Source organism: Falsiroseomonas sp. (assembly GCF_041690465.1).
Taxonomy (GTDB): Bacteria; Pseudomonadota; Alphaproteobacteria; order Acetobacterales; family Acetobacteraceae; genus Falsiroseomonas.
Genome location: NZ_JAWLHG010000014.1, coordinates 97507 through 120411, shown reverse-complemented (window position 1 = coordinate 120411; position 22905 = coordinate 97507). Strand labels below are relative to the sequence as shown.

At 70.9% G+C, this 22905-nt stretch carries 23 protein-coding genes; 12 read left to right on the top strand and 11 right to left on the bottom strand.

Annotated features, from left to right (window positions below; translation table 11 throughout):
• Positions 1-74: 74 nt before the first annotated feature.
• From ACESM1_RS15685 to ACESM1_RS15665, 5 genes are all read left to right on the top strand, one after another.
• On the top strand, positions 75-1619 hold the full coding sequence (locus ACESM1_RS15685) for an ABC transporter substrate-binding protein (RefSeq protein ID WP_372621566.1): 1545 nt from the start codon (positions 75-77) through the stop codon (positions 1617-1619).
• A 98-nt stretch (positions 1620-1717) separates the two neighbouring features.
• Positions 1718-2668: an ABC transporter permease gene (locus ACESM1_RS15680; RefSeq protein WP_372621564.1), complete on the top strand. Its 951-nt coding sequence runs from the start codon at positions 1718-1720 to the stop codon at positions 2666-2668.
• A gap of 68 nt (positions 2669-2736) precedes the next feature.
• Complete coding sequence (locus ACESM1_RS15675) at positions 2737-3624, top strand: ABC transporter permease (protein ID WP_372621563.1); 888 nt, start codon at positions 2737-2739, stop codon at positions 3622-3624.
• A complete protein-coding gene (locus ACESM1_RS15670; protein ID WP_372621561.1) occupies positions 3621-4577 on the top strand; it encodes an ABC transporter ATP-binding protein in 957 nt (318 codons plus the stop codon). Before ACESM1_RS15675 ends, ACESM1_RS15670 begins: the two co-directional genes overlap by 4 nt.
• 145 nt (positions 4578-4722) lie before the next feature.
• Complete coding sequence (locus ACESM1_RS15665) at positions 4723-5679, top strand: ABC transporter ATP-binding protein (RefSeq protein ID WP_372621559.1); 957 nt, start codon at positions 4723-4725, stop codon at positions 5677-5679.
• A gap of 12 nt (positions 5680-5691) precedes the next feature.
• Here ACESM1_RS15665 and ACESM1_RS15660 read toward each other — a convergent pair whose 3' ends face one another.
• The 6 genes from ACESM1_RS15660 to ACESM1_RS15635 form a co-directional block, all read right to left on the bottom strand.
• Complete coding sequence (locus ACESM1_RS15660) at positions 5692-6798, bottom strand: 2Fe-2S iron-sulfur cluster-binding protein (protein ID WP_372621558.1); 1107 nt, start codon at positions 6796-6798, stop codon at positions 5692-5694.
• Positions 6795-7304: a 1,2-phenylacetyl-CoA epoxidase subunit PaaD gene (gene paaD / locus ACESM1_RS15655; RefSeq protein WP_372621556.1), complete on the bottom strand. Its 510-nt coding sequence runs from the start codon at positions 7302-7304 to the stop codon at positions 6795-6797. Before paaD ends, ACESM1_RS15660 begins: the two co-directional genes overlap by 4 nt.
• A complete protein-coding gene (gene paaC, locus ACESM1_RS15650; RefSeq protein WP_372621554.1) occupies positions 7298-8068 on the bottom strand; it encodes a 1,2-phenylacetyl-CoA epoxidase subunit PaaC in 771 nt (256 codons plus the stop codon). The genes paaD and paaC overlap by 7 nt, the downstream gene beginning before the upstream one ends.
• A 150-nt stretch (positions 8069-8218) precedes the next feature.
• The gene (gene paaB / locus ACESM1_RS15645) at positions 8219-8506 is read right to left on the bottom strand and encodes a 1,2-phenylacetyl-CoA epoxidase subunit PaaB (protein WP_372621552.1); all 288 of its coding nucleotides are present in this window, start codon (positions 8504-8506) and stop codon (positions 8219-8221) included.
• 5 nt (positions 8507-8511) lie between these two features.
• Positions 8512-9537: a 1,2-phenylacetyl-CoA epoxidase subunit PaaA gene (gene paaA, locus ACESM1_RS15640; RefSeq protein WP_372621550.1), complete on the bottom strand. Its 1026-nt coding sequence runs from the start codon at positions 9535-9537 to the stop codon at positions 8512-8514.
• Between the two features lie 79 nt (positions 9538-9616).
• Complete coding sequence (locus ACESM1_RS15635) at positions 9617-10453, bottom strand: PaaX family transcriptional regulator C-terminal domain-containing protein (RefSeq protein ID WP_372621549.1); 837 nt, start codon at positions 10451-10453, stop codon at positions 9617-9619.
• Between the two features lie 115 nt (positions 10454-10568).
• Here ACESM1_RS15635 and ACESM1_RS15630 point away from each other — a divergent pair, with 115 nt between their 5' ends.
• The gene (locus ACESM1_RS15630) at positions 10569-13304 is read left to right on the top strand and encodes a hypothetical protein (protein ID WP_372621547.1); all 2736 of its coding nucleotides are present in this window, start codon (positions 10569-10571) and stop codon (positions 13302-13304) included.
• A 47-nt stretch (positions 13305-13351) separates the two neighbouring features.
• Positions 13352-13918 (top strand): demethoxyubiquinone hydroxylase family protein, encoded by a 567-nt coding sequence (locus ACESM1_RS15625; RefSeq protein ID WP_372621545.1) that lies wholly within the window; start codon positions 13352-13354, stop codon positions 13916-13918.
• 277 nt (positions 13919-14195) lie between these two features.
• Here ACESM1_RS15625 and ACESM1_RS15620 read toward each other — a convergent pair whose 3' ends face one another.
• The 5 genes from ACESM1_RS15620 to ACESM1_RS15600 form a co-directional block, all read right to left on the bottom strand.
• On the bottom strand, positions 14196-14723 hold the full coding sequence (locus tag ACESM1_RS15620; protein ID WP_372621544.1) for a cyclase dehydrase: 528 nt from the start codon (positions 14721-14723) through the stop codon (positions 14196-14198).
• Positions 14720-15892, bottom strand: coding sequence for a zinc-dependent alcohol dehydrogenase (locus ACESM1_RS15615; RefSeq protein ID WP_372621542.1), 1173 nt, complete (start codon positions 15890-15892; stop codon positions 14720-14722). Before ACESM1_RS15615 ends, ACESM1_RS15620 begins: the two co-directional genes overlap by 4 nt.
• Positions 15893-15948: 56 nt before the next feature.
• Positions 15949-17196, bottom strand: coding sequence for a cytochrome P450 (locus ACESM1_RS15610; protein ID WP_372621541.1), 1248 nt, complete (start codon positions 17194-17196; stop codon positions 15949-15951).
• Positions 17197-17350: 154 nt separating this feature from the next.
• Positions 17351-18694 (bottom strand): glutamate--cysteine ligase, encoded by a 1344-nt coding sequence (locus tag ACESM1_RS15605; RefSeq protein WP_372621539.1) that lies wholly within the window; start codon positions 18692-18694, stop codon positions 17351-17353.
• Between the two features lie 42 nt (positions 18695-18736).
• The gene (locus tag ACESM1_RS15600; protein ID WP_372621537.1) at positions 18737-19471 is read right to left on the bottom strand and encodes a 16S rRNA (uracil(1498)-N(3))-methyltransferase; all 735 of its coding nucleotides are present in this window, start codon (positions 19469-19471) and stop codon (positions 18737-18739) included.
• A 28-nt stretch (positions 19472-19499) separates the two neighbouring features.
• On the opposite strand from ACESM1_RS15600, the gene ACESM1_RS15595 reads away from it, so the two are divergent.
• From ACESM1_RS15595 to ACESM1_RS15575, 5 genes are all read left to right on the top strand, one after another.
• Positions 19500-19979, top strand: coding sequence for a UbiA family prenyltransferase (locus tag ACESM1_RS15595; RefSeq protein ID WP_372621535.1), 480 nt, complete (start codon positions 19500-19502; stop codon positions 19977-19979).
• Positions 19976-20800, top strand: coding sequence for an imm11 family protein (locus ACESM1_RS15590; RefSeq protein ID WP_372621533.1), 825 nt, complete (start codon positions 19976-19978; stop codon positions 20798-20800). Before ACESM1_RS15595 ends, ACESM1_RS15590 begins: the two co-directional genes overlap by 4 nt.
• A 181-nt stretch (positions 20801-20981) precedes the next feature.
• Positions 20982-21314, top strand: coding sequence for a hypothetical protein (locus ACESM1_RS15585; RefSeq protein WP_372621531.1), 333 nt, complete (start codon positions 20982-20984; stop codon positions 21312-21314).
• 57 nt (positions 21315-21371) lie between these two features.
• Positions 21372-22271, top strand: coding sequence for a 4-hydroxybenzoate octaprenyltransferase (gene ubiA, locus ACESM1_RS15580; RefSeq protein WP_372621529.1), 900 nt, complete (start codon positions 21372-21374; stop codon positions 22269-22271).
• Positions 22268-22903 (top strand): class I SAM-dependent methyltransferase, encoded by a 636-nt coding sequence (locus ACESM1_RS15575; RefSeq protein ID WP_372621527.1) that lies wholly within the window; start codon positions 22268-22270, stop codon positions 22901-22903. Before ubiA ends, ACESM1_RS15575 begins: the two co-directional genes overlap by 4 nt.
• Positions 22904-22905: the final 2 nt, after the last annotated feature.

Below are 22905 nucleotides of genomic sequence, written 5' to 3'. Positions count from 1 at the left end.
CGACCGACGCATTGAATTGCGCCGCGTGTGAAGGCTAGCATCCTCCCCACAACCCGGGAGAGGGGGAAGGCAAGATGCTGAAGCGACGCGAACTCGGACTGGCCGCGGGAGCGGCCGCGCTCACCGGCCTGGCCAAGCCCGGCCTGGTGCGGGCGCAGGCGCGCGGGACGGTGGTGATGGCGCAGCAGGCGCAACCACCCTCGCTCGACGCACAGGTCACCACGGCCCAGGCCAGCCGCAACATCAACCTCCATGTCTACGAGACGCTGTTCGCCCGCGACGAGGCCGCCAACCCGCAGCCGGACCTGGCGGAGGGCGTGGACATCTCCTCCGACGGCCTGACCTATCGCTTCGCGCTGCGCGACGCCCGCTTCCATAACGGCAAGCGGATGACCAGCGCCGATGTGAAGGCCAGCCTCGAGCGCTACGGCCGGGTCGGCGGCTCGGCCTTCATCATGCGTCCGGTGGACCGCATCGAGACGCCGGATGCGCGCACCGTGGTTGTGCGGCTGAAGGAGCCGAGCCCCGGCTTCATCGCCGGCATCTCCTCCCCGCGCGCGCCCTGCGCCATCATCCCGGAGGAGGAGGCGGGCAAGGAAGCCAGCCGGATCGAGATCATCGGCACCGGGCCGTTCCGCTTCGTCGAGTACCGCCCCGACAGCCATGTGAAGCTGACGCGCTTCGGCGACTATGTGCAGAACACGAAATACGAAGGGATGGATGGCTTCGCCGGCCGCAAGGTGGCGAATGTCGAGGACATCATGATCCGCTTCGTCCCGGAGGCCGGCGCGCGCACCGCCGGGCTGCAGACGGGCGAGATGCACATCCTGGAAGCCATCGCCGTGCCCGCCGCGCAGCGCCTGCGCAGCGACAGCAACCTCCAGATGCATGAGATGATGCCCTGGGCGTTCCAGACGCTGATGATGAACCACGTCATGCCGCCGATGGACAATCCGGTGTTCCGCCGCGCCATGCAGGCTGCGCTCGACCTGGAGGAGATCATGGCGATCTCGACGGACGGGCTCTACCGCATGACGCATGGCTGGCAGCACCCCGGCACCACGTATTTCGCCGGCGACGTCGGCAAGCAGCTCTACAACGTCAACAACAAGGACCGCGCGCGCGCCCTGCTGCGCGAGGCGAACTACCGCAACGAGGAGATCATCCTGCTGGGCGATTCCAGCTTCTCCAACCACCAGGCGGCCATCATCACGGCGGCGGAGCAGCTGCGCAGCGTCGGCATCAACGTGCGCACGGTGATCACCGACTGGCCGACGGCCTTCAGCCAGCGCACCCAGCGCACGGGCTGGCACATGTGGGCGCTGATGCTGGGCATCGAGCCCTATGAAGGCCCCTACGGTGTCGTCGGCTTCTTCAGCGGCCACGCGCCGGTGCAGCATGCCCGCGACGAGGTGATCGAGGATTGCCAGCGGCGGCTCACCACCAGCCTCGCCGAGGCCGACCGCAAGAAGGCGGTCGCCGACTTCCAGGCGCGGATGTACGACCAGGCGATCGCCATCAAGTGCGGCGATGTCGGCATCGTGCAGGCCACGCGCGCGCAGGTGCGCGGCTACAAGCCGTACCGCATCCCGCGCATGTGGGGCATCACGCTGGCGTGACCCGAATGACCGCCAGGGGGCGCCGGCGGCACGCGGAGGGCGTGCCATCCGCGTGCCGCCAAGCACCGGACGCGTGAATCATGCGGGCAGGTACATAGATGCTCAAATACGCCGCGGGGCGGCTGCTGACCGCCCTGCCGGTGCTGCTGATCGTCTCGGCGCTGTCCTTCGGCATCGTCTGGATCGTGCCGGGCGATGTCGCGGCGGAGATGGCGGGGCCGACCGCCACCGCGGAGGAGCTCGCGCGGCTGCGCGAGCGGCTCGGTCTGACGCGGCCCTGGCACGAGCAGCTGGTGGGCTGGTACGGCGCGCTGCTGCGCGGCGACCTCGGCGAGAGTATCCTGCTCCGCCAGGGCGTCGCCGAGGCGATCATCGAGCGCCTGCCGGTCACGCTCGCACTCACCTTCCTGGCGCTGGCCATCGCCTTCGTGATCGGCACGACGCTCGGCGTGATCGCCGCGGTGCGGGCGGGCAAGGGCGCGGACCGGGTGGCGATGGGCACGGCGCTGATCGGCTTCTCGCTGCCGGATTTCTGGCTTGGCCTGGTCTTCGTCTATGTCTTCGCCGTCCTGCTCGGCTGGCTGCCGACCGGCGGCTATGTCGAGTTCACCACGGACCCGCTGGGCTGGGCGCGGTCCATGCTGCTGCCGGCGGGCACCCTCGCCCTCTCGCAGATGGGTCTCTTCGCACGGATGACGCGGGCCGCGATGCTGGAGGTGCTGCGCCAGGACTATGTGCGCACGGCGCGCGCCAAGGGCATGCCGGGCTGGATCGTGGTGGGCAAGCACGCGCTGCGCAACGCGCTGATCCCGGTGGTCACGGTGGCCGGCATCGCCTGCGGCGTGCTGCTCGGCGGTGCGGTGGTGATCGAGAGCGTGTTCAGCCTGCCCGGCGTCGGGCGGCTGATCGTCGGCGCGATCCAGCGGCGCGACTATCCGGTGATCCAGGGCGGGCTGCTGTTGACAGCGACGATCTTCGTGCTGGTGAACCTGCTGGTGGACCTGCTTTACGCGGCGCTCGACCCGAGGATACGCCATGGCCGCCGGTGACATGCGCCGCGTTTCGTATGTCCGCGCGCGCAGGGCGCGCGACGCGGCCCTCGACCCGAGGATCCGTCATGGCCGCCGGTGATGCGGCGATCGCCGCACCCGCCGCGGCGCAGGCGAAACCACCCGGTGCGCTGGCGCGGCTGCTGGCGCATCCCTCCTTCCGCTGGGGGCTGCTGCTGTTCGGCGCAGTTGCGCTCTGTGGCCTGGCAGCGGATTGGCTCGCGCCGCATGATCCGCTGCGCAACAACTTCCGCACGCGCTTCGTGGCACCGAACGAGACCTTCTGGTTCGGCACCGACCGCTTCGGCCGCGACATCCTCTCCCGTACGCTGCACGGCATCCGCGTTTCGCTGCGTATCGGCCTCGGCGTGGCGCTTCTGACGGCGCTGCTCGGCGGTGCGGTCGGCGCGGTGGCGGGATTCGTGCGGCGCGCCGACGGACCGCTGATGCGCTTCATGGATGCGCTGATGGCCTTCCCCGCGGTGCTGCTGGCAATCGCATTGGCGGCGGCGCTCGGGCCGTCGGAGTTCAACGTGGTGCTCGCGCTCTCCATCGCCTATGTGCCGCGCACCGCGCGGGTGATGCGCGCGGGCGTGCTGGTGGTGCGCGAATTCCCCTTCGTCGAGGGCGCGCGCGCCATCGGCGCCTCGCCCGCGCGGGTGCTGTTGCGGCACGTGCTGCCCAACGCCATGGCGCCGCTGGTGGTGCAGCAGACCTATGTCTTCGCGCTGGCAGTGCTGGCGGAGGCGGTGCTGTCCTTCCTCGGCGTCGGCCCGCCGCCGCCGACACCGACGCTCGGCGGCATCATCTCGGAAGGGCGCGACTATATCCAGGAAGCGCCGTGGATCTCGCTGGCCCCTGGCGTGGTGATCGCGCTGGTTGTGCTGGGGCTGAACCTGATGGGCGACGGGCTGCGCGATGCGCTCGATCCGCGGCTGCGCACGGCAGTGCGATGAGCCTGCTCAGGGTCGAGAACCTCTCCGTCGCCTTCGGGCCGATCCGCGTGCTGGAGGACCTGTCCTTCGACATCGCGGAGGGCGAGGTGCTCGGGGTCGTCGGCGAGAGCGGCAGCGGCAAGTCCATGACCGCGCTGGCCGTGATGGGCCTGCTGCCGATCGGCGGCCGCGTCGCCGCCGGGCGCATCGCCTTCGAGGGCAACGACATCACCCACCTGCCGGAGCGCGAGATGCAGCGGCTGCGCGGCGCGCGCATGGCGATGATCTTCCAGGAGCCCATGGCCTCGCTGAACCCGGTGCTGACCGTCGGCGAGCAGATTGCCGAGGTGCTGCGGCGTCACCGCGGCCTCGGCCGGCGCGCCGCGCACAATGAGGCCGTCTCGCTTCTGAAGCTGGTGGAGATCGCCGCCGCGGAGCGCCGGGTGGACGAATACCCGCACCAGCTCTCGGGCGGCATGCGCCAGCGCGCGATGATCGCCATCGCGCTCGCCTGCCGGCCGCGGCTGCTGATCGCCGACGAGCCGACCACCGCGCTGGACGCCACGGTGCAGGCCGGCATCCTCGACCTGCTGCGCGGCCTCAGGCGGGAACTCGGCATGGCGGTGCTGCTGATCACCCACGACCTCGGCGTGGTCTCCGACATCTGCGAGCGCGTGGTGGTGATGTATGCCGGGCGCGTCGCCGAAACCGGGGATGCCGCGACCATTTTCGCGCAGCCCGCGCATCCCTACACGCGCGCGCTGCTGGCCGCGATCCCGCGCCTCGAGGGCCCGATCGGCGCGCTGCCCGCCATTGCCGGCGTGGTGCCGGCGCCGGCCGATTTCCCGCCCGGCTGCCGCTTCGCGCCGCGCTGTCCATACGCGCTGCCCACCTGCGAGGCCGCGCCCCCGGCGCTGCGCGCGCTGCCCGCGGGCAACGCGGCCGCCTGCATCCGCGCGGAGGAGTTGGCGTGATACCCAATCCCGCGGATCGTGACCGATCCGCCCTCAATCGCCGGCGCGCGCCTCCGCGCGCTTGGCTTCGCCGCACAAGCGGCGGCGGCCATTCGGCCGCTCGCCCGCCTCCGGCGGGCGCAGGTTGCGCTCAACGGGATTCGGCATGACCTCGCTGGTGCAAGGCGTGGCGCTGCGCAAGGTCTTCGCCGGCGGCGTGCGCGCGGTGGATGGGGTGGATGTCGCCATCGCACCGGGCGAGACGCTCGGCCTGGTCGGCGAGAGCGGCTGCGGCAAGTCCACCCTCGCCCGCGTGCTGATCCGGCTGATCGAGCCCGACGGCGGCACGCTCACCTTCCGCGGGCAGGACATCACCCATCTGCCGGACCGCGCGATGCGCGGGCTGCGGCGCGACATGGGCATCGTCTTCCAGGATCCCTTCGGCAGCCTCAACCCGCGCATGACGGTGGCCGATCTGGTCACCGAGCCGATGGTCGTGCACGGTACCGGCAACGCCGCGTTCCGCCGCGCCCGCGTGGCCGATCTGCTGACCATCGTCGGCCTGCTGCCCGACCATGCGGCGCGCTACCCGCACGAGTTCAGCGGCGGCCAGCGCCAGCGCATCGCCATTGCGCGCGCGCTGGCGACGGAGCCGGCCTTCCTGGTCTGCGACGAGCCGACCAGCGCGCTGGATGTCTCGATCCAGGCGCAGGTGCTGAACCTGCTCTCGGAGTTGCAGCAGCGTCTGGGCCTGGCCGTGCTGTTCGTCAGCCACAATCTGGCGGCGGTGCGCCACATGGCGCCGCGGGTGGCGGTGATGTATCTCGGCCGCATCGTCGAGGAAGCGCCGCGGGAGCTTCTGTTCGCCACGCCGCAGCACCCCTACACGCAGGCGCTGCTCTCCGCCGCGGCGGAGCCGGGCGCCGAGCGGCGCACCCGCATCGTGCTCAAGGGCGAAGTGCCGAGCCCCGCCGACCCGCCGAGCGGGTGCCGGTTCCGCACGCGCTGCCCGCGCGCGGTGGCGCGCTGCGCGGAGGAGGAGCCGGTGCTGGCTGAAGTCGCCGGAAGGCAGCGCGTGGCGTGCCACTTCCCGGGGCCGCTGACGGCGGAGGAGATCGGGTAGGGCGCCGATCCGCTACGTCGCGTCGTAGTCCACGCTCAACTGCGTGCCTTTCGGCCGGCTCTGGCAGGTGAGGACGAATCCCGCTGCCATTTCCCAGGGTTGCAGCGAGTAGTTCTGCGCCATCTCCACCGCCCCCTGCGTCAGCTTTGCCCGGCAGGTGCAGCACATGCCGCCGCGGCAGGACCAGGGGAGGTCCATCCCCGCGCGCAGGCCGGCTTCGAGAATCGTCTCGCCCTCGGCCATCGGAACCTCGCGCGTCACGCCGTCGAGCGTGATGGTCGCGGTCGCAGCCGGCTTCGTGCCGGGCGCGGGCGGCGCTGGAGGGCGGGCCGTCGGCAAGCCGCCGGCCGGCGTGAAGCGCTCCACATGGATGTGGTCCGCCGGCAGGCCGAGCGCGGTCAGCGCCGCCGTCGCGGAGTCCGAGAGGCCTTCGGGACCGCAGAGGAAGGCCTCGGCGATGGCGCGCGGCGGGACGAGGCCGGGCAGCAGCGCCTGGATGCGGGCCGCGTCGAGGCGGCCGTGCAGGCTTTCCAGCTCGTGCTTCTCGCGACTCAGGACATGCACGATCGAGAAGCGATGCAGGTAGCGGTCCTTCAACTCCTCCAGGGCGGTGCGGAACATGATGTCGGCGGCGCTGCGGTTGCCATAGAGCAGCACGGCCCGGCTCTCGGGCTCGCGAGCCAGCAGGCTGGCGAGGATGGAGAGCACGGGCGTGATGCCGCTGCCGCAGGCAATGCCGAGAACAGTGCGCGGCGCCGCGGCAGGGTCGGGCATCAGGCCGAAGCGGCCTTCGGGCGGCATCGCCTCCAGCACGTCGCCTGGCTTGAGGTGCTCGACCGCCCAGCTGGAGAAGCGGCCACCGGGGACACGCTTGACGCCGATGCGAAGTGCGCCCTCGTCCAGCGCAGCGCAGATGGAATAGCTGCGCCGCTGCTCCTCGCCATCCAGGACGCGGCGGACCGTGAGGTACTGGCCGGGGGTGAAGCGGAACAATGCCTCGGCCTGGGGCGGCGGTTGCAGGGTGACGGCGATGGCCTCGGGCGATTCGCGCGTGACTCGGGTGACGCGAAGGGGGTGGAAGCCGCTGCGGGTGGGGGCGTCGGTCGTTGTCGATGTCATAGGCATTTGAAGTGATCGAAGGGCTCGCGGCACGCGGTGCAGCGCCACAGCGCCTTGCAGGAGGTGCTGCCGAACTCGGAGAGCTTTTCCGTCGCCGTGCTGTCGCAGCGCGGGCAGGCGACGGCGTCGTCCTCGCCGAACAGGGCGCGGCGGGTGGCGCGCGGCGGCGGCGGGGCGATGCCATAGGCGCGCAGCTTGTCGCGGCCCTGCTGCGTCATCCAGTCGGTGGTCCAGGCGGGGGAGAGCACCAGGCGCACGCGCGCATCGAGGCCGTGTCCGGCGAGCGTGGCCTCGATGGCCTGCGCGATCATGGTCATCGCCGGGCAGCCGGAATAGGTGGGCGTGATATCCAGCTCGACACGCCCCCCCTCGTCCACGCGCGCGTCGCGAAGCACGCCGAGATCGGCGATGGTGAGCACAGGGATCTCGGGGTCGGGAACCTCGCCGGCGATGCGCAGCGCGCGCTGGCGCAGCCGTTCGGCGTCGAGGGCCGGCGCCGCTACCATGTCGCCCCCGGATAGGCGCGCTGGAGGTGCTGCATCACCGCGAGCATGTGGCCGAGATGCTCGGAATGCACGCCGCGCCTGCCGCCCGTCTGCATCCAGCCGTCATGCGGGCGGTCGAGCGTGGCCTCGCCCAGCACCCGGGCGATGGTGGCGTTCCAGTGCGGGCGCAGCGCGGCGGCGTCAGGGAGGATGCCCGCGGCGACCAGGGCGGCCTCGGTCTGCTCGACGGCGAAGAACTCGCCGGTGAAGCGCCAGAGGCGATCAAGCGCGGCGGCGGCGCGGCGATGGCTTTCCTCGTTGCCGTCGCCGAGGCGGATCAGCCACTCGCCGGCGTGGCGCAGGTGATAGGCGACTTCCTTCTCGGCCTTGGCGGCGATGGCGGCGAGGGTTTCGTCGGTGCTGCGCATCGCCTGCTGCCACCAGGGATGCAGGAAGGCGCTGTGCAGGAAGAGGCGCACGATGGTCTGCGCGAAATCGCCGTTCGGCTGCTCCAGCATCAGCAGGTTGCGGAACTGGGGCGCATCGCGGAGATAGGCGAGGTCATCCTCGCTGCGGCCGGCGCCTTCGATCCCGGCGGCGTGCTGGTAGAGCGATCGTGCTTGGCCGAGCAGGTCGAGCGCGACATTGCCGAGGGCGAGGTCCTCCTCGATCATCGGCGCATGGCCGCACCATTCGGAGAGGCGGTGCGCATGCACCAGCGCATCGTCGGCGCGGGCGAGGATTGCCCTCACTCGCGGCGTCTCGTTCAGCGCGATGGTGGTCATCTCAGCGGAGCCTCGCAGCAGGCGGCCCGCCGCAGGTCCGGCGGGCCGAGCGCGCGCATGCGCGCCGCGCACGGACCAACCGCATAGCGCGCGCGGCAGCGGCCTGCGCGAAGCCAAGCCGCCGGAGGCGGCGCCCGGCGCCTGAGGGCGTCACATGTGCCCGACATCGTCGGGCACATGATAGAAGGTCGGGTGGCGGTAGATCTTGTCGGCGGTCGGCTCGAACAGGCTGTCCTTGTCGGCGGGGTCGGATGCGGTGATGGCGGCGGACGGGACGACCCAGATGGAGAGGCCCTCGCCGCGGCGGGTGTAGGTGTCGCGTGCGGCCTGCAGCGCCATCTCGGCATCGGCCGCGTGGACGCTGCCGGCATGGCGATGCGCCAGGCCCGCACGGGCGCGGATGAACACTTCCCAGATCGGCATGGGGGCTTCGGTCATCGGCGTCACTCCGCGGCGAGTTGCTGCGCCGCCCGGCGGGCGTCCGGATCACCCGCGCGCTTCGCGCGACGCTTCGCGGCATGGGCCAGCGCAGCCTCGCGCACCCAGGCGCCGTTCTCATGCGCGGCGCGGCGGGCTTCCAGGCGCTCGCGGTTGCAGGGACCGTTGCCGGCGAGGATCTGCCTGAATTCCTCCCAATCCATTTCGCCAAACTCCCAGTGCTGCGTCTCATCGTTGAAGCGCAGCTCGGGGTCGGGGAAGGTCAGGCCGAGGTAGTGGCCCTGCGGGACGGTGGCGTCCACGAATTGCTGGCGCAGCGCGTCGTTGGTGAAGCGCTTGATCTTCCAGCGCATGGACTGGTCGGTGTGCTGGCTGGCTGCGTCCGGCGGACCGAACATCATCAGCGAGGGCCACCACCAGCGGTTCAGTGCGTCCTGCGCCATCGCCTTCTGTGCGGGCGTGCCGCGACAGAGGGTCAGCATGATCTCGTAGCCCTGGCGCTGGTGGAAGCTCTCCTCCTTGCAGATGCGGACCATGGCGCGGGCATAGGGGCCGTAGGAGGTCCGGCAGAGCGGGATCTGGTTCATGATCGCGGCGCCATCCACCAGCCAGCCGATCGCGCCGATATCCGCCCAGCTGAGCGTCGGATAGTTGAAGATCGAGGAATACTTCGCCTTGCCGGAGAGCAGCTGGTCGATCAGTTCCTCGCGTGCGGTGCCGAGAGTCTCGGCAGCGGCGTAGAGGTAAAGGCCATGGCCGCCCTCGTCCTGCACCTTGGCCAGCAGCGCGGCCTTGCGGCGGAGCGACGGCGCGCGGGTTATCCAATTGCCCTCGGGCAGCATGCCGACGATCTCGGAATGCGCGTGCTGGCTGATCTGCCGCGTCAGGGTGCGGCGATAGGCCTCCGGCATCCAGTCGTTCGGCTCGACCTTGTCCTCCGCCGCGACGCGGGCTTCGAAGCGGGCGAGGCGTTCGGGATCCTCCGCCGTTGCGGCCGCTGCATCCTTCTGGTTCAGCGCTTGTGTGTACATGGGCGCGCTTCCTCCCGCGCGATTTCGTCCGATTTATATGTCACGCATTCGCGGACAGACAAGGGAAATCCGTAACGGATCAACCGTCAGCAAAGCGCGAGGCCGCCGCGGCGGGCGGCAGCGGGCCGTCCTCGTTGCGGCCCTCGGCATCCAACCAGGTTTCGGCGGCGGGGGCGAGGCGACGGTACAGGGCCGCCGCCAACGCGCGCGCATCGGCACCGGGCCAGTCCTCCGGCAGCAGGGCGGCCGGCAGCAAAGGATCGCGCAGCACCAGGCGGCGCCATTCATGCACCAGCAGCAGCCGCAGCGGCAACGCATCCTCGGCCAGGACTGCGGTGTCGCGCAGCGGCGCGAAGGCGTCGAGGAAACGTACATATCCCTCGGAGAGCGCCTCGAGCGGCCAGGCGCGGGCGGCGAGCAGCCGCACTTCCTCCGGCTCGCGCGCGGTGGCCAGCAGGACCGGGACGCCCTTCGGCAGTTCGGCCGGATCGCCTATGACGCCGAGCATCGCGCCGCCGGGCAGCGTGCCGAAGCCGCGCGCGGCGAGCGCCTCGCGCATCGCCGGGTCGGCCAGCAGCACCAGGCGCAGCACGCCATCCCAGGCCGGCGCGCGGCCAGCATAGATGCGCGCCGCGGCGGCGCCGAAGGCCTGCGCGCCGCGCGGGCCGAGGCGATAGAAGGACAGCCGCCCCACGCGGTTGCGCGTCAGCCAGCCCTCCTCGGTCAGGCGCGACATGGCGGTGCGCACCTGGCCCGGCGTGCAGCCGAAGCGATCCAGGATCGCCTGCAGCGAGCCGAGCCAGAGCGAGCCGCCGCGCGGCGCCACCGCATCGCCCCAGACCGTGACGATGAAGGAGGCGATGCGCGGCGCGCCGGTGCGCGCAAGGGCTGTGGCGAGAGGCGAGGATTCCGTCATTGCGCGCAGACTATCACGCGACACGCGACAACTCGCCAGCGTTGATGAACCGATGCGGTTGCGCAGCAGTGCTGCACTGCGCATTATCGCAACGAAGCACGCGGGAGACACGGCCATGGCGACATTCCAACTGACGGCAAGGGCCACGGATTCGCTGATCGGCACGGACGATCAGGTGGACATCTTCGTCGTGAACGGTGCGAATCGCCTCGTCGGCACGGACACGGTGCAGGGCGGCGCCGGCGTCTATTCCGACCTGCTGCGGATCAGCGTGACGATGACCCTCACGGCCGCGGCCTTCACCAACGTCCGCGGCATCGAGAGGTTGTTCATCTCGGCCGCCAACGGTGCAAGCATCACACTCGACGACGCCATGGTCGCCAGCACGGACCGGCCGGATTTCCTGGTGCTCGGCGGATCCGGCGGTGACACGGTGTTCGGCGGCGGCGTGCTGGCGACACCCATGGTAATGGAGGGCTACGGCGGGAACGACCTGTTGCAGGGTGGCGGCGGCAACGACCTCCTCCGCCCCGGCTGGGGTGCCGACACCGTGCTCGGCGGCGCGGGCGCCGACACGGTCGAGATCGCCATCGCCGATCTCGGCGCCAATGACTGGCTCGATGGCGGGGCCGGCAATGAAGACGTGCTGGTGCTGAACGACGGCGGCGTGGTTTCGCAGGCGATGTCCAGCGCGATCAGGGGCATCGAGCAGATCCAGGCCGCCGCAGGCAGCGCGCTGCCCCTGGCGCTGAACATCGGCGCCGGGCTGACGACGAGCGGCGCAGCGCTGACCGTGCTCGGAACCGCCGGCGACGACACGCTGAACGGCACCCATGCGACCATTGCGCTGGCGCTGATCGGCGAGGCCGGCAACGATCGCCTGACCGGCGGTGCCTTCGCCGACACGCTGGCCGGCGGCGCGGACAACGACATCCTGCGCGGCTTGGCGGGCAACGACGTGCTGGATGGCGGCGACGGGCACGACAGGCTGCTCGGCGATGCCGGCAATGACCTGCTGATCGGCGGCGCCGGCAACGACACGCTGCTCGGCGGCGCCGGCGCGGATACCATCGACCTCGGCTCCGGCATCGACCGCACCGATGGCGGCATCGGCAACGACCGTTACCGCGCCCTGGCCGGCGACCTCACCTCGTCCGACCTGATCGCCGACGAGGACGGCGCGGCCGATACGCTCGAAGTGCTGGACGTGTTCAACTCCACGACCCTGACCTTCACCGGCATCAGCATCAGCGGCTCGCTCGCCGGGCGCATCCAGGGGATCGAGCGGTTCCTGCTCGGCTCCGGCAACGACATCTTCCTGCCGACCAACGCGATCGGTGACAGCGCCGGGGCCGATGAGGTGACCGTCTCGGGCGGGGCAGGCAACGACCTGCTGCTCGTCTCGCAGGTGGCGCGGCTGACGAGGCCGCTGGACTTTCTGCTCGACGGCGGTGACGGTGCCGACTCGCTGATCGGCGGACGCGGGGCGGACACGCTTGCCGCCGGCACAGGCGACGACCGGGCGTTCGGTGGGATCGGAAACGATGTGTTCCTCGTACTCTCGGACAACCTCACCGCCGCGGATACGCTGAACGGCGAGGCCGGCACCGACACGCTGCGGCTGTTGGGCAACGGCTCGCTGGCTGCGGGCAGCTTCGCTGGCGTGTCGGGCATCGAGATCGTCGAACTCGCGGCGGGCGGGCAGGAAGTGACGCTGCCCGGCGCCTTCGCCGATGAGCTCGGCTTCACCATGTCCACCATCCGCGGCGGCGATGGCGATGACCTGGTGGATGTCAGCGCCTTCGCCAGCGGCAAGCGCGTGACTGTCGAACTCGGCAACGGCAACGACATGCTGTTCGGCGGCGCCGGCAACGACACCGTCTTCGCCGGCACCGGGGTGGACGAGCTCCATGTCGCAGGCGGCGTGAACCGCGTGACCTTCGGGGCGGGCGAGCTTTCCGCCCTCGATATCGTCACCGCCAGCACCGCGACTGCGTTCGACACGCTGGTCGTGGGCATCGCCGCAGGGCAGACGCTGGCGCAGGGCGTCTTCGCCGGCGTCTCGGGCTTCGATGTCTTCAACTTCGACGGTGGGGCGAATTCCGCTGCGCGCCTGCCGGGCACCCTGGTCACGCAGAGCGGCCAAGCGAGCGTGAGTGTGAATGTGGTGAACGAGGCGATGGTGGTGGATGGCCGCGCTCTCGCCTCGGCCATCCGCATCAACGGCGGCGGCTTCGACGACGTGCTGTTCGGCGGCAGCGGCGCCGACACGCTGGTCGGCAATGGCGGCAACGACACGCTGGTCGGCGGGTTCGCCGGCGACCGCATCTTCCTCGGCAGCACGGCAGACCGGAACGTGGCGCTGATCCGCTCGGTGTCCGACGGGACGGCGGATATAAACAGCACCGTCAGCACGGCGGGCGCGGACAGCGTGGACGGCACGCAGTTCGACGACAACTTCATCATGGTGGACAGCATCGCCTTCGGCCTGGCCGGCTCCACCACCTTCTTCATCGGCAACGGGCAGACCATCAGCCTGGGCCACTCCGCCTCCGTGCTGCCGACGGAATACGAAATCGCCGGCGACGATTTCGGCTCGCTCACCGCCGTGCGCAACGCGGTGGGGTCGCGGCTGACCAACAACGACCCGCTGGTGTTCGAGAAGACCATCCTGGTGATCGGGGGCGCCAGCAACACGCGCTTCGGCGTCTACTATTTCGAGGACCGCGACCACAACGCCACGGTGGACAGCACGGACATCCTGCGGCTTCTGGCGATCGGCACCGGCGACGTGCCGTTCTTCGGCGAGGGTCGCGGCTTCCGGCTGACCGGAGACTTCGACTTGGTGTAGCGGGCCAGGCTTGCCGGATGGCGCCGCCACGCCACATCGGCGGCGCCATGACACACGACCGCAAGCCGCTGATTGCCCCGCCGCTGGCCTCGCTGCCGCCCATCCCGGACTGGCTGGTGCGGGAGTTGCGCAGCGACCATGCGGGGGAGACCGGCGCGGTGATGATCTATCGCGGGATCCTGGCCGTCTCACGCGATGCCGGCGTGCGCGACTTCGCGGCGCGGCACCGCGCGACGGAACAGGGGCACCTTGAGCTGCTCGACCAACTGCTGCCGCCAGCGCAGCGCTCCCGGCTGCTGCCGATCTGGAAGGTGGCGGGATTCCTGACAGGCGCGCTGCCCGCACTGTTCGGGCCGCGCGCGGTGCATGTGACGATCGATGCCGTCGAAAGCTTCGTGGACCACCACTACCAGCAGCAGCTGGACCGGCTGGACGCGGAGGGCATCCATCCGGAGATCCGCGCGCTGCTCGCGATCTGCCAGGCGGAGGAGGTGGAGCATCGTGACGAGGCGCGCGAACTGGCCGGCGGGCCGCCGGGCGCGCTGCTGCGGCTGTGGGGTCGGATCGTCGGCAGCGGCTCGGCGGCGGCGGTCGTGGCAGCGAAGCGGGTCTAAGGCCCGTTAGCCTGCGATCGCCCTGGGTGTGCACGCCGCAGGCGGGCACGCCAGGGCGTGAATCGCCGGCTCGAAAGGGCTGGACCCGAGTTGCCCGGACACAGTCCGGGCACGGGTCTAGACAAGGCCGAAGTGGATCGGTCTGGCGGGTCTTTTTCGCCCTGGGTGCGTCAGGCGGCTTGCCGATGGAACCACCATCGGCTGCGCCACCTTCCTGCCCAGAACGAAAAATCCCTCGCCAGCCCTCAGCCACCAGCCTTGTCTAACGGGCCTTAGCTCACGCCGGGTGCCAGGGGCGCAGCGGGTCGGGGATGCGGAAATCGCGCGGCGGCTCGAAATCGCGGGCGACACCCTGCGCGGCCTGCGCGCCGCGCGGGAAGCCACTGCGCATCGCATAGGCGCGTACGGCCTTCGCCTGCACCTCCCGGTCCGCCTCCTCGCTGCGCAGCGCCTCGGCGCAGAGCAGGTCCAACACGGTGACGCCGAGCACCGCGGCCATCGCGACCGCAAGCCCGAGCGGGTGCCGGTTGTGCCGCGCATTCGCCGCGAGCGTCGCGACATCCAGCGCATCGCCGGCAAGCCGGCCGAGGATCCAGGGGCGGCGATCGGCGGCGAGCAGCAGGCCGACGCCGGTCGCCATCTCGCGCAGGCCGTAGGCCTGGATCAGCCCTTCCTGCCCGCGCATGCCGAGGCCACGGCCCAAAGTACGGGGTGCCGCAACCTCGAGCAGCCCGAGACCGATAGAGAACCAGCCGAGCCCGCCCGCGAGCCGCCCCGCCGAGCCACGATGCGCGCGACGAGTCATGGCTTCAGCACCACCTTCACGCAGCCATCCCGCTTGTCGCGGAAGGTCTTGTACATCGCAGGACCTTCCTCTAGCGATACGGTGTGGGTGATGACGAAGGAGGGGTCTATCTGTCCCTCCTCGATCCGGCGCAGCAGGTCGTCGGTCCAGCGGCGCACATGCGTCTGACCGGTGCGGATGGTGAGCCCCTTGTTCATCACCAGGCCCATCGGGAACTTGTCCACCAGCCCGCCATAGACGCCGGGCACCGACAGCACGGCGCCGGGGCGCGCGAGGTAGATCATCTCGCGCAGCACATGGGCACGGTCGCTGGTCAGCATCACCGCCTGCTTCACGCGGTCATACACCGAATCGAGGCTGGCGGTGGCATGCGCCTCCATCCCCACGGCATCGATCAGCTTCTCCGGACCCTTGCGGTCGGTGAGCTGGTCGATGCGTTCCATCACGCTCTCCTCGTCGAAGTCGATGGTGATGGCGCCGCCCGCGCGCGCCATGGCGAGCCGTTCCGGCACGCGGTCTATCGCGATCACCTGCTTCGCGCCGAGCAGCACGGCGGAGCGGATGCACATCTGCCCGACCGGGCCGCAGCCCCAGATCGCCACCGTGTCCTCCGGCTGGACGTCGCATTGGACGGCACCCTGCCAGCCCGTGGGGAAGATGTCGGAGAGGAAGAGAACCTGTTCGTCGGTCAGCGTGGAGGGCACCTTGATGTGCGTCTCGTCGGCATAGGGGATGCGCAGGTATTCCGCCTGGCCGCCGGGATAACCGCCGGTCAGATGGGTGTAGCCGAACAGCCCGGCGGCGCGGCGGCCGAAGATCTTCTCCTGCATGGCGGCGTTGCGGTTCGTGGTCTCGCAGAGCGAGAAGTTGCCGCGGCGGCACTGCCAGCACTCGCCGCAGGTGATGGTGAAGGGCACCACGATGCGGTCGCCGACCTTCAGCTTGCCGCGCATCTCGGAGCCGACCTCGATCACCTCGCCCATGGTCTCGTGGCCCATCACGTCGCCCGATTTCATGGCGGGGATCATGTTGTCGTAGAGGTGCAGGTCGCTGCCGCAGATGGCGCAGGCCGTCACCTTGATGATCGCGTCGCGCGGGTGCTCGATCTTCGGATCGGGCACGCTCTCGCAGCGGATGTCCTCCTTGCCGTGCCAGCAGAGTGCCCGCATGCGCCGTCTCCGTGCCTGTGCGGGCGGAACACGGTGGAAGCGGCTGGGTTCCGGACTCAGTCGAGCGGCTGCACGCCGCGGATGACGAAGCCGCTGGCCGGCTGGGCCGGCATGCGTGCCAGGTCCACGCGGAGATCCTGCTCCGGCACGTCGTAGCGCATGGCGCCGGTGAGAAGCCGCACTGCGCGGCGCATCAGGGCGATGGTGGCCCATTCGCCGGCGCAGCGATGACCCGCCAGATGGTCGCCGCCCCCTTGCGGGATCGGCGCGAAGGCGTTGTCGCTGCGGCCGTGGAAGCGCGCCGGGCGGAACGCCTCGGGATCCGTCCAGCTGCGCGGATCGCGGTTGCTGCCGTAGATGTCGAGCAGCACCCAGTCGCCGCGCGCGAAACGATGGCCGCGCCAGTCGAACGGCTCCTGCACGCGTCCGGCGACGGCGGGGAAGAACGGCGAGAGGCGCCGGACCTCCTGCACGAAGGCGTCCAGCGCCGCCTCGTCGCCGCTGCGCAGCGCGTCGCGCTCGGCCGGGTGCTCGTGCAGGGCGAGCGCGGCGAAGGTGATGTAGAGTGCGACGGCGACGGTGGGGCGCAGCAGGTTCAGCAGTTCCACCGCGGCGATGCGACTGTCCAGCGGCTTGCCATCCGGGTCGAGATGACGTGCGACGATGTCGAGCGGACTGCCGGGCGGCGTCGCGTCGTTGCGCGCGCGCACGCCCTTGACGAGGTCGCGCGCCCAACGCTCCGTGCGCCGGCGCAGCAGCAGCCCGCGCAGGAGACGCGGCCCAACGGCGCCGGCCCCCTGGTACATCGCCGCAAGTTCGCGCGTGCGTGCCTCCGCCTCGGAGTCGGCAAGCCTGATACCGGCCCAATCGCAGGCGGCGCGGCACAGGATGGCGTGCGCCTCGTCCAGCAGCACGATGCGCTCACGCCGCTGCCAATCCGGCAGGCACGCGCGCCAGGCGGCTTCCATCGCCGCGGCCAAGCGGGCGATGGAGTCCGGCGTCATCAGCGACATGAACATGCGCTTGCGGTGCAGATGTGCCCCGCCGTCCAACGTGGCGACGCTGCCCTTGTCCTGCAGCAGCCGCAGCACGGTCGGCGGCAGGGCACCGCGGCGGGTGAAGCGGCCGGGATGGTAGAAGATCCGCGCCGCCTCCTCGCCGCTCATGCAGATGGCCGGCCGCAGCATCAGCCGCGTGGCGAAGATGTCGGTGTCCAGCCGGCGGCAGCGGTTGGGGATGAAGGCGTAGCCCTCGGACAGCATGGCGAGCGTGCTGTCCAGGGCGCCGTCGCGCGGAAGGGGCATGGCGCCTCGGCTGTGTCTCGCGGCGCGCCGGTGCGGCGGCCGCGATCGCACAAGGCGCGGGCCGGCGGCGAAGTTCCGGCTCAGTCCAGCCGGATGCCGCACGCGCGAGGCGAGGAAGGCGACGGCGCTGACCGGGGGAGGGAGAGAAGCAGGATCAGACCTCCGCCTCGGCGAAGATGCGCGACACGTCGCCGCCCCAGGCGCGCTCGTGCCGCTGAAGCCAGCGCTCCGCCTGGGTCATGCCGCTTGCGGCGATCTCCTCGAGCGGGGCGAGGAACACCTCCTCGCCGAGGCCGCGCGCCTTCAGCCCGTCGCGCGAGATCGCCACCGCCTCGCGCGCGATGTCGCGCAGTGCCCGGCCGCCGATGCTGGCGTGCAGCGCGCGCTTCGGCACCTCCATCCGCAGCGCGCGCAGCTCCTGCACGCTCCAGCCGCGCACCAGCGCGGCGGCGGCCTTCTGCGCCGCGTCGTCATAGAGCAGGCCGGTCCAGAAGGCAGGCTGGGCCATCAGCATCCCGACATTCCCCGCATCCGCGCCGCGCATCTCGAGGAAGCGCTTCAGGCGCACATCGGTGAACACCGTCGTCACATGGTCGGCGAAGTCGCCCATCGTCGCGGTGTGGCCGGCCAGCTTCTCCGCGCGGCCTTCGAGAAAGGCGCGGAACGGCACGCCGGCTGCGTCGATGTACTGGCCCTCGCGCATGATGAAATACATCGGCACGTCGAGCACGAAATCGGCGAAGCGCTCGAAGCCGAAGCCGTCCTCGAAGGCGACGGCGGGGATGCCGGTGCGGTCGGGGTCGGTGTCGGTCCAGACGCGGCCGCGCAGCGAAAGCCAGCCGGAGGGCTTGCCCTCCATGAAGGGCGAATTCGCGAACAGCGCGGTGGCCAGCGGCTGCAGCGCGAGGGAGACGCGCAGCTTCTCCACCATGTCCGCCTCGTCGCCGAAATCGAGGTTCACCTGCACCGTGCAGGTGCGGAGCATCATGTCGAGCCCCATGCCGCCGACGCGCGGCATGTAGTTGCGCATGATCGCGTAGCGGCCCTTCGGCATCCAGGGCATGTCGTCCCGCTCCGCCAGCGGGTGGAAGCCGAGCGGCGCGAAGCCGAGGCCGAGCGGGCCGGCCACCTCATGCACCTCCCGCAGATGCGCGGCAAGTTCCGCGCGCGTCTCGTGCAGGTCCGCCATCGGCGCGCCGGACAGCTCGAACTGGCCGCCGGGTTCCAGGCTGACCGAGGCCATGCCGCGCTTCAGCCCGATCGGCTTGCCGTTGTCGGGGATCGGCTCCCAGCCTTTCGCCGCGATGCCTTCCAGCATGGCGCGGATGCCGGCGGGCTCGTAGGGCGGGGGCGCGAGGTCGGAACGGCGGAAGCCGAACTTCTCGTGCTCGGTGCCGATCCGCCAGGCCGTACGCGGCTTGCTGCCGGCCGCGAACCATTCCGCCAATTGGCGGGCCGAGGTGATCGGCGTGAGGTCGGCCTCGCCCGGATTGGACATCGTGTTGGCGTCTCTACCCGCGTGCTGCCGCCCGGGCTGGGGTCACCCGGCGGAGGATTCGGTCCAGTCCCCGGCGAGCGCCTGAAGCGCCGCCAGGCCGGCCACCGCGGCAGTCTCGGCCCGCAGGATGCGGGGCCCGAGCGCGGCCGGCACAACAAAGGCACGCCGGCGCAGATCGTCAAGCTCCGCCCCCTCGAAGCCCCCTTCCGGCCCGACCAGCAGGCACATCGGGTATGACAGGCCCGTGGCGGCGAGCCGGATGGGTGGCGCGGCGCTGCGTTCCATCGCCACCACCAGCTTCGCGCCGTCCCAGCCATCCAGCACCCGGTGCAGCGGAGTGATCTCCGCGATCTCCGGCACGCCGAGCCGCTCGCATTGCTCGGCGGCCGCGCGGGCGATGGCGGAGAGGCGCTGGGTGTTGGCGCGTTCGGCCACGCTGCGGCGGGTGGTGACGGGCTGGATGCGGGTGGCGCCGAGCTCGGTCGCCTTCTCGACCAGCCAGTCCATGGCGTCGCGCTTCAGGGCGGCGATGAGCAGGCGGAGCTCCGGCTCGGGCGCCGGCGGGCGGAGGCGGGCGCCGAGGACGAAGCGCGCGCGGTCCTTGCGCAGATGGGCGATGGTCGCGGCGAACTCGCCCTCGCGGGCGTTGAACACCCGCACCGGATCGCCCACGCCACGCCGCAGCACTGTGCCGACGTGATGCGCCTGGCCGGGCGCGGCTTCCAATTCCGCGCCCTCGGCCAGCGTGTCATCGAGATGGAGGCGTGGGATGGACATGCGGGCTCTCCCCGGACAGGTATGCCGCATGAGCGGCTTCACCGATATCCGCGCGCATGGCCGGGTGGCCCGCCTTCCCGCCGCCTGGCGCCCCTACGCCCTGCTGGCGCGCTTCGACCGGCCGATCGGCGCCTGGCTGCTGGTGCTGCCGGGGTTCTGGGCCTTCGCCGCGGCCGCGCCCTCCTGGGCCGAGGGGATCAGGCTGACCCTGCTGTTCCTGGTCGGCGCCTTTGCGATGCGGGCGGCGGGGTGCGTGGTGAACGACCTCCGGGACCGCGACCTCGACCGGCAGGTGGAACGCACGCGCGGGCGGCCGCTGGCCTCGGGCGCGGTGACGCCGATGCAGGCGCTGTGGTTCCTGGCGGGGCTGGGGTCGCTGGTGCTGATCGGGCTGTATCCGCTGGCCAAGCGCGTGCGCATCGGCCCCTGGCAGGGCCTGGAAGGCGAGGCGTATCGCCTGACCGTCGAGGGTTTGGATGCCGGCCGTCCGGCGGAGGGCAAGCGATGACCGAGACACCGTCCGGAAGCACCGGCGAGGGCGTGATCGGCGACTCGCGGTCACCCAAGGCGCGCGCGGCCGATGCGCGCTACGCGGGCACGGCGATGCGCCGCTACTCCCAGCTGGGCGCCACGAGTAATTCGCCTTGGCTGCGTGGCGAGAAGTCCATCCTTGAGTATCTCGGCCCTGCCAATCCGGCGCACCCACCGCTGGGCGCCAACGTGCAGCAGCATGGATGGGGTGGCGGGCTCGGCTGGGACCGGCTCCGCACGCCCGAAGCCATGGCCGCGCCGATCCGCTTCCGCTCCCGCGCGCGCAAGGCGAGCCATATCCTTGATTTCCACCGCCCCGATCTCTTCGGCACGCTGATCCTCGTCTCCGACCGGGCGGCGGCGCTGCTGCGAGAGTTCGACGCTGAGGCGATGGATACCTATCCGGTCGAGATCACGCTCGCCACCGGCGAGGTCCTGCCGCAGGGCAGCTACCACCTGTTCGACGTCACGCGCGACATCCCGGCGGTGGACTTGGCGGCAAGCGGCTGGCGCTGGGAGCCGGGGTGGAAGGGGGGACCGCTTGTTCTGATTCGGCCAAGGCCGACGAACCCCGACGAGCCGAATATTCCGATCTACATCCTGCGCGACGAGGCGCTGCCCGAGAGCGTGCATCTCTTCCGCGACCGCCGCTTTTTCAGAGGCGGACCGATCTGGGTGTCGGAGGCGGTGCGTGAGGCCATGATCGCGCGCGGCATCTACGGCGCCGATTTCCATTGGGGTGACGGCTACTGGCACACGCTGACCCTTCGTCCGGCGCGCTTCCAGGGACGCATGTGATGTCGACGCTGACGCCCACCCAAGCGCACCACCTGATCCCGAACCAGTGGCTTGGCCACGACCTGTTCAGGGCGCTAACTGAGCTGAGGCTGGGCACGACCGCCGCGACCTTCCTGGACTCGCCCCGGAACCTCCTGCATCTGCCGCGGGCCGCACCATCCCCCTCACCCTCGCCGCGGTCATGGCCCGCGCCGGCGTCACCCCGCTCCCAGACGGCACCCTGCGCTCCGCCTCGGGCGGGATCGGCGAAGGCTCCAACTGGCCCGAGGGCACCACCCCGCTCGACACGCCGGAGCAGCGCAACTGGATCATCCGCGGCCCCGACGGAGAGCCCTGGACGCCCGAGTGGATCCGCGGCCTGGAAGCCGAGGGCGAGGGAGAACTCGCCATAGGCGCCGCCACCCGCACCATCACCGCCGGACCCGCAAACACCTCGCGCTTCCGCCCCACCCTCGTCGGCAGCACCCTCGCCCATATGCCCACCATCGGTGCCGCACTCGCCCGCAGGCGCTGAGATCGCGGCGCGCAGCGGGGCGCGCCATCCTGTCCGCCATGCTGTATTGACCATCGCATGAGCGGCTTCACCGATATCCGCGCGCATGGCTGGGTGGCCCGGCTGCCCGCCGCCTGGCGCCCCTACGCCCTGCTGGCGCGGTTCGACCGGCCGATCGGCGCCTGGCTGCTGGTGCTTCCGGGCTTCTGGGCCTTCGCCGCGGCCGCGCCGTCCTGGGCCGAGGGCATCCGGCTGACGCTGCTTTTCCTGGTCGGCGCCTTTGCCATGCGGGCGGCGGGGTGCGTCGTGAACGACCTCTGGGACCGCGACCTCGATAGGCAGGTGGAGCGCACGCGGGGGCGGCCGCTGGCCTCGGGCGCGGTCACGCCGATGCAGGCGCTGTGGTTCCTGGCGGGGCTCTGCGCCATCGGCGCGGCCGTGCTGTTCCAGCTTCCCTGGGCAGCCATCGGCGTCGGGCTCGGCTCGCTGGTGCTGATCGGGCTCTATCCGCTGGCCAAGCGCGTGACGGACTGGCCGCAGGCGGTGCTGGGCCTCGTCTTCTCCTGGGCGGCGCCGACGGGCTGGGCGGCGGCGACGGGCGGGCTCGATCCGGCGGCCTTCGCGCTCTGGGCGGCGGGGTTCTTCTGGATCCTGGGCTACGACACGATCTACGCCCATCAGGACCGGGAGGACGATGCGATGGTCGGCATCCGCTCCACCGCGCGGAAGTTCGAGGCTGAATCGCCGCTGTTCGTCGCCGGCTGCTATGCGGCGACGGTCGCGCTGCTGGGCGTGGCGGGAGGGCTCGCCGGGGCCTCGATCTGGTTCTTCCTCGCGCTGCTGCTGCCGGCCTGGATGCTGACACGGCAGGCACGGACGCTCGACATCCACGATCCGGCGGGGTGCCTTCGCCTGTTCAAGTCGAACCGGGAGGTCGGGCTGACGATCGCGCTGGCCTTCCTGATCGGGCGCCTTTGAGTCCGGAAGGCTTCATCACGGCGCATACCACGGTCGCCCGCGCACCGTTGGTGCCGGAGATCGCGCTGCACCTGGCCACCGAGATCACCCCGATCTGGCAGGCCAGCGAGGAGTGGCTGAAGGCGCGCAACATCGAGCCGCCCTTCTGGGCCTTCGCCTGGCCCGGCGGGCAGGCCACCGCACGGCTGCTGCTGGATGAACCCGCGCGGGTTGCAGGCAAGCGCGTGCTGGACTTCGCCGCGGGCTGCGGCATTGCCGCCATCGCCGCGGCACGCTGCGGGGCGGTGGTAGAGGCGGCGGAGATCGATCCGCTGGCGGTCGCGGCCATCAAACTGAACGCGGCGCTGAACGGCGTGGCGGTGGCAGCAACGGGCGCAGATGTCGTCGGCACCGCCTGCCGCTGGGACATCATCCTGGCCGGCGACGTCTGCTACGAGGCGCCGATGACCGCACATATCCTGCCCTGGCTGCGGCGGATGGCGGCGGAATGCGAGGTGTGGGTGGCCGATCCGGGCCGGGCGTACCTGCCGGGCAGCGGGCTGGAGCCGGTGGCGCGGCATGCGGTGCCGACCTCGCTGGAGCTGGAGGACCGGACGCTGCGCGAGGTGGTGATCTACCGCCTGCTGCCCTGATC